This window comes from Enterovirga sp., from assembly GCF_035325185.1.
In the GTDB taxonomy this organism is placed as follows: domain Bacteria; phylum Pseudomonadota; class Alphaproteobacteria; order Rhizobiales; family Beijerinckiaceae; genus Enterovirga.
Genome location: NZ_DAOLAJ010000021.1, coordinates 1 through 9,778, shown reverse-complemented (window position 1 = coordinate 9,778; position 9,778 = coordinate 1). Strand labels below are relative to the sequence as shown.

Here is a 9,778-nt window from a genome sequence, read left to right as displayed (position 1 = left end):
CCGGTCGGCGCCGGGATGCCACCCTTGCCGCGGCACTATGTCGACGAGGCGCCCTTCGATCCCGGCCGCAGCGAGCCCATCGGGGGCGAGGGCGACGATTTCTACCGCGCCTCGGCCTGGCGCCTGACCTGGTGGAAGTTCAAGCGCCACCGGGTGGCGGTCGCGGCGGCCTTCGTGCTGCTCGGCTTCTATCTCCTCGTGCCCTTCGTCGAGATCGTCGCGCCCTACGGACAGGGAAAGCGCGACGGGAACTTCCTCTACGCGCCGCCACAGAGGCTGCATCTCTTCCACGAGGGGCGCTTCGTCGGGCCCTTCGTCTATCCCTACCATTTCACCTTCAACCTCGAGACCTTCCAGCGCGACTACATCGTCGACAAGACGAAGCCGCAGCCGATCCGCTTCTTCTGCTCCGGCGATCCCTATCTGTTGTGGGGCCTCCTGCCGGCGAGCTTCCATTTCGTCTGCCCGCCGGAGGGGGGGACCATGTTCCTCCTCGGAACCGACCGGCTGGGCCGGGACCTCCTGTCGCGCATCATCTACGGGACGCGCGTCTCGCTGACGATCGGGCTCGTCGGCATCGCCGTCTCCTTCGCGCTCGGCCTCTTCTTCGGCGGCCTTGCCGGCTATCTCGGCGGCTGGGTGGACAACGTCATCCAGCGGGTGATCGAGATCATCCGATCGCTTCCCGAATTGCCGCTCTGGCTCGCGCTTTCGGCCGCCCTGCCGCCGAACTGGAGCCCGCTCTTCGTCTTCTTCGGCATCACCATCATCCTCGGGATGCTCGACTGGCCGGGCCTCGCCCGCGCGGTGCGCTCCAAGCTCCTGGCGCTGCGCGAGGAGGATTTCGTGAAGGCGGCCGAGCTGATGGGGGCTTCCAAGGCGCGCATCATCGGCCGCCATCTCATTCCCAATTTCATGAGCCATCTCATCGCCTCGGCGACGCTCTCGATCCCCTCGATGATCCTCGGCGAGACCGCCCTCTCCTTCCTGGGGCTCGGCCTGCGCCCGCCGATCACGAGCTGGGGGGTGCTGCTGAACGAGGCGCAGAACCTCGCGGCGGTGCAGCTCCATCCCTGGCTGCTGACGCCGATCGTGCCTGTGGTCGTGATCGTCCTCGCCTTCAGCTTCATGGGCGACGGCATGCGCGACGCCGCCGACCCCTATCACTGAGGGCGCCCTCGGATTGTCATCCCCGGCGGCCCGAAGGGCCGGGAAGGGGATGACACGGGGGCGCCTCACCCGATCGTCCTGGTTTTGCGCACCGCGACGGTTGACCTGCCCGCCCCCTTGGCCGACAGCGTCACGGGAGAAATCCAGCACGCCACAGGCATCTTTCGCAGCGGATCGTCGCCGATGAGCACCAGGAACACGGAGCAGGTTCTCTCCGTCCATCATTGGACGGATTTCCTGTTCTCCTTCACGACCACCCGCGATCCGGTCTTCCGGTTCCGGAACGGCGAGTTCGTCATGCTCGGCCTCGAGGTGGACGGGAAGCCGCTGCTGCGCGCCTATTCGATCGCCTCGGCCAATTACGAGGACAAGCTCGAATTCTTCTCCATCAAGGTGCCGGACGGGCCGCTGACCTCCCGCCTCCAGCACCTGGAGGTGGGCGACCGCATCATCCTCGGGAAGAAGACGACCGGCACCCTCGTCGTCGACAACCTCAAGGACGGGCGCAATCTCTACCTGATCGGCACGGGAACCGGGCTCGCGCCCTTCCTCAGCATCATCAAGGATCCGCAAACCTACGATCGCTTCGAGAAGGTCGTGCTGATCCACGGCTGCCGCCACGTGAATGAACTCGCCTATGGCGAGTTCATCACCCAAACGCTGCCGCAGGACGAACTGATCGGCGAGCTGGTCCGCGAGAAGCTGCTCTATTATCCGACCGTCACCCGCGAGCCCTTCCGCAATCGCGGTCGCGTGACCGACCTCATCACCTCGGGGAAGCTCTTCGCCGACCTCGGCCTCGCGCCCCTCGCGCATGAAGAGGACCGCGTAATGCTCTGCGGCTCGCCGCAGATGCTGGAATCCATGCGCGCCCTCCTCGAAGAGGCGGAGTTCGTCGAGGGCAACCACGGCGAGGCGGGCGAGTTCGTCGTCGAGAAGGCTTTCGCCGAGCGATAGGCTAGGGGGAGAGGGACGGATCTTGGCGATATCCGAAAGCGACGTGCTGAAGGCCCTCGCGGGCGTGCGGCTCGGGGAGAGGACGCTGCCCGAATCCGGCCGCCTGTCGCCGGTCGTCGTCGATCCGTCCGGCCGCGTCGTCGTCTCGATCGCCGTGGATCCGTCCGAGGCGCTGGCGAGCGAGCCCGCGCGCGCCGCCGCCGAGGCCGCCATCAAGGCGCTGCCGGGCGTGAGCGCCGCCCTCGTCAGCCTGACGGCCGAGCGGGCCGGCGGCGCGCCCTCCCCTCGCCCTCCGGCGGGACCCGGGGGCCGTGCGCGGATGCCGCGAGCCCAGACGATCGAGGGCGTGAAACACGTCCTCGCCGTCGCCTCCGGCAAAGGCGGGGTCGGCAAATCCACCACCGCCGTGAATCTCGCCCTCGCGCTGCAAGCCCAGGGGCTGAGGGTCGGGCTGCTCGACGCCGACATCTACGGCCCCTCGGCGCCGAAGCTCCTCGGGCTCGGCGGGCAGAGGCCGCGCGTCATCTCGGGCCGCATCCTGGAGCCGCTCGACGGCTACGGCCTCCAGGTCATGTCGATCGGCTTCCTCGTCGAGGAGGAGACGGCCATGATCTGGCGGGGGCCGATGGTGATGTCCGCCATCACGCAGATGCTGCGCGAGGTCGCCTGGAACGATCTCGACGCCCTCGTCGTCGACATGCCGCCGGGCACGGGCGACGCCCAGCTCACCATGGCCCAGGCCGTGCCGCTCGCGGGCGCGGTCATCGTCTCGACGCCGCAGGACCTGGCCCTGATCGACGCGCGGAGGGGCGTCGCGATGTTCAAGAAGGTCGAGGTTCCGATCCTCGGCATCGTCGAGAACATGGCGAGCTTCGCCTGCCCGCGCTGCGGAACGGTCTCGCATATCTTCGGCCATGGCGGCGCGCGGCAGGAGGCCGAGAGGCTCGGCGTGCCTTTCCTGGGCGAGGTGCCGCTCGACATGACGATCCGCGAGACCTCCGACAGCGGCCGCCCCGTCGTCGCGACGGCGTCCGAGGAGCCCCATGCCGCGGCCTACCGCGCCATCGCCGCCGGGGTCTGGACCCGCATCACGGGAGGGACGGCGAGCCGTCCCTCCCCCCGGATCGTGATCGAATAGAAGCGGCCATGAGCCTGGGCTGGGAGCCTCTCGAAGCGGAGGATCTCGACCGCCTCGACGCCATTCAGCGCGTCGTCCACGCGGACCTGCACGAGCCTCGCGCGCTTCTTGCCGAGAAGCGGAGCCTGTTTCCGGCCGGCTGCCGAAAGCTCGTGGGGAGCGCCGGCATGGTCGGCTACGCCCTCTCCCATCCCTGGAGGCTCGGCTGCGTGCCCGTCCTCGGCGCGCCGCTCGGCCCCCTCCCCGCCTGGCCCGATTGCCTCCACATGCACGATGTCGCGATCCTGCCCGAGGGCCGCGGCCAGGGCGCCGCGGGCATCTACGCGGCTCATCTCCGCGCCCTCGCGCGCGCCCGCGGCATCGACGCCCTCGCCTGCGTCTCGGTCTACGGCACGGGGCCGTTCTGGACGCGCCACGGCTTCGCGGCCGCGAGCCCGCAGCCGGCCCCCGGAGCCTTGCGCTCCTACGGGGCCGGCGCGGTCTACCTGACGGCCCGCCTCACGGCGTGAGGATGACGGCTCCCGTCGTCTCGCGGCCTTCGAGGGCGCGATGCACCTCCGCCGCGTCCGCGAGCGGCGCGCGCCGGCTGATCGCGATCTTCACCGCCCCAGAGGCGACGACCTCGAAGAGACGTCCCGCCATCTCTTCCAGCCAGGCCCGCCTGGGGATGAAGGTGAAGAGGGTCGGGCGCGTCACGAAGAGCGAGCCCTTCGGCCCGAGAATGCCGAGGTTGAAATCCGAGACCGGCCCCGAGGCGTTGCCGAAGCTTGCGAGCACACCGAGCGGACGCAGGCTGTCCAGAGAGCCCTCGAAGGTCGTCTTGCCCACCCCGTCATAGACGACGTTGCATTTCTCGCCCTTCGTGATCTCCGCGACGCGCTTGGCGAAATCCTCGCTGCGATAGAGGATGACGTGGTCGCAGCCGTTCTCGCGCGCCAGCGCGGCCTTCTCCTCGGTCCCGGCCGTTCCGATCACGGTCGCGCCGAGATGCTTGCCCCATTGGGTCAGGATCTGGCCGACGCCGCCCGCCGCCGCATGGACGAGGATCGTGTCGCCGGGGCGCACCTTGTAGGTCCGGTGCAGGAGATATTCGGCGGTGAGACCCTTCAGCATCATCGCCGCCGCGGTCTCGTCGGAAATGGCGGCCGGCAGCTTCACCGCCATGGCCGCCGGCACGTTCCGCTCGGCCGCGTAGCAGCCCAGCGTCACGACATAGGCGACGCGATCGCCGATCGCGAAACCCTCGACGCCCTCGCCGAGCGCGGTCACCTCGCCGGCCGCCTCGTTCCCGGCGATGAAGGGAAGCTGCGGCGCCTTGTAGAGGCCGGTGCGGAAATAGGTGTCGATGAAATTGACGCCGATGGCTTTCTGCCGCACCCGTATCTCGCCCTTGGCGGGGGGCGGCAACTCGATCTCCTCCAGCTGGAGAACTTCCGGCCCGCCATATCGATGAACCCGGATCGCCGCGACCATGCTCAGACTCCCTCGTTCCGGCCTGGAGGCTTAAGGGTGGACGGCGCGGCCGGCAATGGCGGCAGAAAGCGGGGCGGCAGGTGACGGAGAGCTTCGAGATCGCGGTGGTGGGAGCGGGGCCGGTCGGCCTCCTCGGCGCGCTCGCCTTCGCGCGCGCGGGACACCGCACCTGCCTCGTAGGCCCCCTGCCCCCCACGCGCGACGGACGCACGGCAGCCCTGCTCGGACCGTCGGTGCCTTTCCTGGAACGGCTCGGCCTGTGGGCGCGCTTGGCGCCCCACGCGGCCCCGCTACGGCGGCTGCGCATCGTCGACGATTCGGACAGCCTCTTCCGGCCCCCGCCCGTCGAGTTCTCGCCGGAAGAGCTGGGTCTCGACGCCTTCGGCTGGAACATCGAGAATGCGCGCCTCGCCGACCTGCTCGCGGAGGCGATCCGGGCAGATGCCTCGATCTCCTGGCGCGAGCTTTTCGTCGAGGAGTTCGTGACCGGCGATCCCGCCCGGCTCCTCCTCGCGGACGGATCGGAAATCCAGGCGGATCTGGTCGTCGCGGCCGATGGCCGGCGCTCGCGGGTGCGCGAGAGCGCCGGGATCGGCACGCGCGAGCACCGCTACCGCCAGACGGCCGTGACGGCGATCCTGCGCCATGCCCGGCCGCACGGGGACGTCTCGACCGAGTTCCACAAGCGCAGCGGCCCCCTGACGCTGGTCCCGATGCCGCCGGACGGGCGGTCCGGCTGGCGCTCGAGCCTCGTCTGGGTCACCGAGCCGCATCACGCGCGCCGTCTCGCGGCCTTGGACGACGCCGCTCTCGCCGGCGCCGTCGAGGCCGCCTGCCATCGCCTTCTCGGCGCCATGGAGCTGGACGGGCCGCGGGGCGCCTTTCCCCTCGCCGCCATGCGGGCGAACCGCTTCGTCGCCGAGCGCCTGGCCCTTGCGGGAGAAGCGGCCCATGTCCTGCCGCCGATCGGGGCGCAGGGCCTCAATCTCGGCTTCGCCGATCTCGCGATGCTGCTGCGCCTTTTCGCCGAAGGAGGCGATCCTGGCAGCCCCTCGCTCCTCTCCCGCTACGACCGCGCAAGGCGCGCGGATGCCGGATTGCGCGCCTTCGCGGTGGATGGCCTCAATCGGGCGCTTCTCTCCGGCTCCCCGCTATTGGATGCCGCGCGCGGATTCGGCCTCGGCCTCGTCGGGCGGATCGGCCCCCTTCGCCGCGCCGTGATGCGGGCCGGGCTGCCGCAACGGATCGCGACGTGAGAGAAGCAGCCATGGGACGTTCGCTTCGCTTCCTCGGCCTTGCCGCGCAGATCTCCCTCGCCGCCCTGGCGGCCTGGTCGCTTTCCGATTCGGCTGCGCAAGCCACCGGCTCTCCCCCAGCGCCCGCTCAGGAGCAGCCGGCCACGAACCCCGCTCTCGCGCAATTCCGGGAGGTGCTGGAGAGATACGGCACCATCGGAGAGCATTCGCGCTACGGCGAGGTCTGGCTTCCGGGCGCCGTCGCGCAGGATTGGGCGCCCTACCCGCCCTGCTACTGGGCCTATGATCGCCGGCGGAAAGCGTGGAGCTACCAGGATCCGACCGAATGGGGCGCGATCGTCCATCATTACGGCCGCTGGGCCCATGACCGGCACTATGGCTGGATGTGGATCGCCGGCATCGATTACGGCCCCGCCCAGGTCTCCTGGAAGGACGAGGACGACCGGGTGGGCTGGGCTCCCCTCGCGCCGGAGATCGACAACCAGCCGGTCCCGACCGCGGGCTGGCGGAGCCAGGATCGGCAGACCTTCTCCGCCGGCTGCCCGACCGCCCCCCGGCCGACGACGGCCGATGCGTCCGGCCCGCCCCCGCCCGCTCCCGGAAGGCCGCAGTCCCTGGCGGCGATTCTCGGCCCTCACTGCCAGCGCTTCCCGGCGAGCCCGGCCTGCAAAGGTCACCCGGCCGAAGCCGGGACGCAGAAGCCGCCGCCGCCCAAGGCCGTCGCCGCCGAAGCCCCCGTCATCTCGCCCTCCATGCGGCCCGGGACGGCCAAGCCGATCTACGGCCTGCGGCCAAGCCGGGCCTTCAAGCCCGTCCACGTCACGGGAGGCCACAGGCTCGTCTATCGGCAGAAATCCCGGCGTCGCGCGGAGCATCGCCGCAAATGAGCCGGGCCGCGTGACAGGTTTCTCCCCGGAGGGAGAGAGAAAAGGCCGTTTTCATCACGAACGTCATGGCCGGCCTTGTGCCGGCCATCCACGCCTGTCCGCCTATCCTGCGGTGAACGGGCTCGCAGGCGGCTGCCGCGCTCGTGGATGGCCGGCACAAGGCCGGCCATGACGCGCGGCAGAGAACGGGCCAAGCTGATCTATCGATTTTCGTATCACGCGAGCTTCATCGTTATGGCCGGGACAAGCCCGGCCATAACGAAGAAGAGCGAGGGAGCACGGAAGCGGAATCACTCCGCGGCGGGCGGTAGTTCCTCGATCTGGATCTGGGCCGCCGCGGCCGCCTCGGCGTTGCGCTGGGCGAGGATCAGCTCGTCGCGGCGCGTCGCGATCTGGCGGATATCCGTGTTGATGGCGCCCGTCCCCGCGGGGATGAGCGAGCCCACGATCACGTTCTCCTTCAGACCTTCCAGCGTGTCGACCTTGCCGTTCACCGCCGCCTCGGTCAGCACCCGCGTCGTCTCCTGGAAGGAGGCGGCGGAGATGAAGGACCGCGTTTGCAGCGACGCCTTGGTGATGCCGAGGAGGACGGGCACGCCCACGGCCGGCTTCTTCTTCTCGGCCACGAGCTGCTCGTTGATCTCCTCCAGCTCCAGCCGGTCCATCTGCTCGCCGGTGAGAAGCTCCGAGTCGCCCCCCTCGGTGATCTCGACCTTCTGCAGCATCTGGCGGACGATCACCTCGATGTGCTTGTCGTTGATGTTCACGCCCTGGAGCCGGTAGACCTCCTGGATCTCGTTGACGAGATAGGCGGCCAGCTCCTCGACGCCCTTGACCGCCAGGATGTCGTGCGGCGCCGGGTTGCCGTCCACGATGAAGTCGCCGATCTCGACCTGGTCGCCGTCCTGAAGGTGGATGTGCTTGCCCTTCGGGATCAGGTACTCGACCGGGTCGGAGCCGTCATGCGGGTTCAGCGTCAGGCGGCGCTTGTTCTTGTAGTCGCGCCCGAAGGCGATCGTGCCTGATTTCTCCGCGATGACGGCCGCATCCTTCGGCCGGCGCGCCTCGAACAGCTCCGCCACGCGCGGCAGGCCGCCCGTGATGTCGCGCGTCTTGGCGCTGTCGGTCGAGATGCGGGCGAGGACGTCGCCGGCCTTGACCGACTGGCCCGGATCGACCGCGAGGATCGCCTCCACCGGCAGGAGATAGCGCGCATCGCCGCCGCGCGAGAGCTTGCCGATCTTGCCGTCCTTGGTGCCGACCGTGATCGCGGGCTTGAGATCCGAGGTCCGGGCCGAGCCGCGCCAGTCGATGACGACGCGCTTGGAGATGCCCGTCGCCTCGTCCGTCGTCTCGGTCATGGACATGCCGTCGGTGAGGTCCTCGTAGCCGGCGATGCCGTCGATCTCCGTCAGGATCGGCCGGGTATAGGGGTCCCACTCGGCGATGCGCTGGCCGCGCTTGACCTTGTCGCCGTCATCGACCTTGAGCTTCGAGCCGTAGATGATGCGGTGAACCGCCCTCTCCTGCCCGTCCGCGCCCACGATCACGACCGAGTTGTTGCGGCCGACCGCGACGAGGTCGCCGTCCGTGTTCTTGGCGATGGCCTTGTTGCGGATGCGGACCGTGCCCTCGAAGCCGGATTCGACGAAGGACTGGTCGGCGATCGTGGCCGCGCCGCCGATGTGGAAGGTCCGCATCGTGAGCTGCGTGCCCGGCTCGCCGATCGACTGCGCCGCGATGACGCCGACCGCCTCGCCCATGTTGACGGGCGTGCCGCGGGCGAGGTCGCGCCCGTAGCAGGTGGCGCAGACGCCGTTCTTCGATTCGCAGACCAGCACCGAGCGGATCTTCACCTCCGTGATGCCGGCGGCGGTGATCGCCTCGATATGCTTCTCCTCGATCATGGTGGTCCGGGCCGGCACGATCACCGTCCCGTCCGGCGCCACCACGTCCTCGGCCACGAAGCGGCCGATGATGCGCGAGGCGAGCGAGGCCACGATCTGGCCCGCATCGATGATCGCGCGCATCGAGATGCCCTTGTCCGTGCCGCAATCGGGCTCGCGGATGACGGCGTCCTGCGCGACGTCGACGAGGCGGCGGGTCAGGTAGCCCGAGTTGGCGGTCTTCAACGCCGTGTCCGCGAGGCCCTTGCGGGCGCCGTGGGTGGAGTTGAAGTACTCGAGCACGTCGAGCCCTTCCTTGAAGTTCGAGATGATCGGGCTCTCGATGATCTCGCCCGAGGGCTTGGCCATCAGGCCGCGCATGGCGGCGAGCTGCTTCATCTGCGCCGGCGAGCCGCGGGCGCCCGAATGGCTCATCATGAAGATCGAGTTGACCGGCTTGTCGCGGCCCTTGTCGTCCTTCTGCACCGAGGAGATGCGGTTCATCATCTCGCCGGCGAGCCGGTCGGAGCATTTCGCCCAGGCGTCGACGACCTTGTTGTACTTCTCGCCCTGGGTGATCAGGCCGTCCTGGTATTGCTGCTCGTAATCCTTGGCGAGCGCGCGGGTCTCGTCGACGATCTGCCACTTGTTCTCCGGCACGACCATGTCGTCCTTGCCGAAGGAGATGCCCGCCTTGAAGGCGTGGTGGAAGCCGAGCGCCATGATCCGGTCGCAGAAGATGACCGTCTCCTTCTGCCCGCAATTGCGGTAGACCGTGTCGATGGTCCCGGAGATCTCGCGCTTCGTCATCAGCTTGTTGACGACGTCGTAGGGCACCTTCGGATGCCGCGGCAGGACGCGCGAGAGGATCACGCGGCCGGGCGTCGTGTCGTAGAAGCGCGTCACCGGCTGGCCGTCCTCGCCGAGGCCCTCCCAGCGGTAGCGGATCTTCGAATGCAGGTGCACGACCTTCTCGTGCAAGGCATGCTCGAGCTCGCCGAAATCGGCGAA

The 9,778-nt window shown here is 69.1% G+C and carries 7 protein-coding genes and 1 pseudogene; 6 read left to right on the top strand and 2 right to left on the bottom strand.

All coding sequences use genetic code 11. The features are described from left to right. The first annotated feature begins 15 nt into the window (after positions 1 to 15). From PKD06_RS06405 to PKD06_RS06390, 4 genes are all read left to right on the top strand, one after another. Positions 16 to 1,170 (top strand): ABC transporter permease, encoded by a 1,155-nt coding sequence (locus tag PKD06_RS06405; RefSeq protein WP_324378794.1) that lies wholly within the window; start codon positions 16 to 18, stop codon positions 1,168 to 1,170. Between the two features lie 183 nt (positions 1,171 to 1,353). After that, positions 1,354 to 2,127, top strand: coding sequence for a ferredoxin--NADP reductase (locus PKD06_RS06400; protein WP_324378736.1), 774 nt, complete (start codon positions 1,354 to 1,356; stop codon positions 2,125 to 2,127). Between the two features lie 22 nt (positions 2,128 to 2,149). Further along, entirely contained in the window at positions 2,150 to 3,265 is a 1,116-nt protein-coding gene (apbC, locus tag PKD06_RS06395) for an iron-sulfur cluster carrier protein ApbC (RefSeq protein ID WP_324378734.1), read from the top strand. An 8-nt stretch (positions 3,266 to 3,273) separates the two neighbouring features. Beyond that, positions 3,274 to 3,774, top strand: a complete 501-nt coding sequence (locus tag PKD06_RS06390) for a GNAT family N-acetyltransferase (RefSeq protein ID WP_324378732.1) — start codon at positions 3,274 to 3,276, stop codon at positions 3,772 to 3,774. On the opposite strand, the gene PKD06_RS06385 is transcribed toward PKD06_RS06390, so the two are convergent. Further along, positions 3,764 to 4,738, bottom strand: coding sequence for a quinone oxidoreductase (locus PKD06_RS06385; protein ID WP_324378730.1), 975 nt, complete (start codon positions 4,736 to 4,738; stop codon positions 3,764 to 3,766). The genes PKD06_RS06390 and PKD06_RS06385 overlap by 11 nt on opposite strands. 80 nt (positions 4,739 to 4,818) lie before the next feature. Here PKD06_RS06385 and PKD06_RS06380 point away from each other — a divergent pair, with 80 nt between their 5' ends. Continuing rightward, positions 4,819 to 5,994, top strand: a complete 1,176-nt coding sequence (locus PKD06_RS06380) for an FAD-dependent monooxygenase (RefSeq protein ID WP_324378728.1) — start codon at positions 4,819 to 4,821, stop codon at positions 5,992 to 5,994. An 11-nt stretch (positions 5,995 to 6,005) separates the two neighbouring features. Then, on the top strand, positions 6,006 to 6,881 hold the full coding sequence (locus tag PKD06_RS06375; RefSeq protein ID WP_324378726.1) for a DUF6600 domain-containing protein: 876 nt from the start codon (positions 6,006 to 6,008) through the stop codon (positions 6,879 to 6,881). Positions 6,882 to 7,171: 290 nt separating this feature from the next. On the opposite strand, the pseudogene PKD06_RS06370 reads toward PKD06_RS06375, so the two are convergent. Beyond that, a pseudogene (locus tag PKD06_RS06370) lies at positions 7,172 to 9,778 on the bottom strand (DNA-directed RNA polymerase subunit beta'); the annotation flags it as partial.

Coding starts and splice junctions, on each gene's coding strand:
- PKD06_RS06405 (WP_324378794.1), top strand. CDS start 16: ATGCCACCCTTGCCGCGGCACTATGTCGACGAGGCGCCCTTCGATCCC.
- PKD06_RS06390 (WP_324378732.1), top strand. CDS start 3,274: ATGAGCCTGGGCTGGGAGCCTCTCGAAGCGGAGGATCTCGACCGCCTC.
- PKD06_RS06385 (WP_324378730.1), bottom strand. CDS start 4,738: ATGGTCGCGGCGATCCGGGTTCATCGATATGGCGGGCCGGAAGTTCTC.
- PKD06_RS06400 (WP_324378736.1), top strand. CDS start 1,354: ATGAGCACCAGGAACACGGAGCAGGTTCTCTCCGTCCATCATTGGACG.
- PKD06_RS06375 (WP_324378726.1), top strand. CDS start 6,006: ATGGGACGTTCGCTTCGCTTCCTCGGCCTTGCCGCGCAGATCTCCCTC.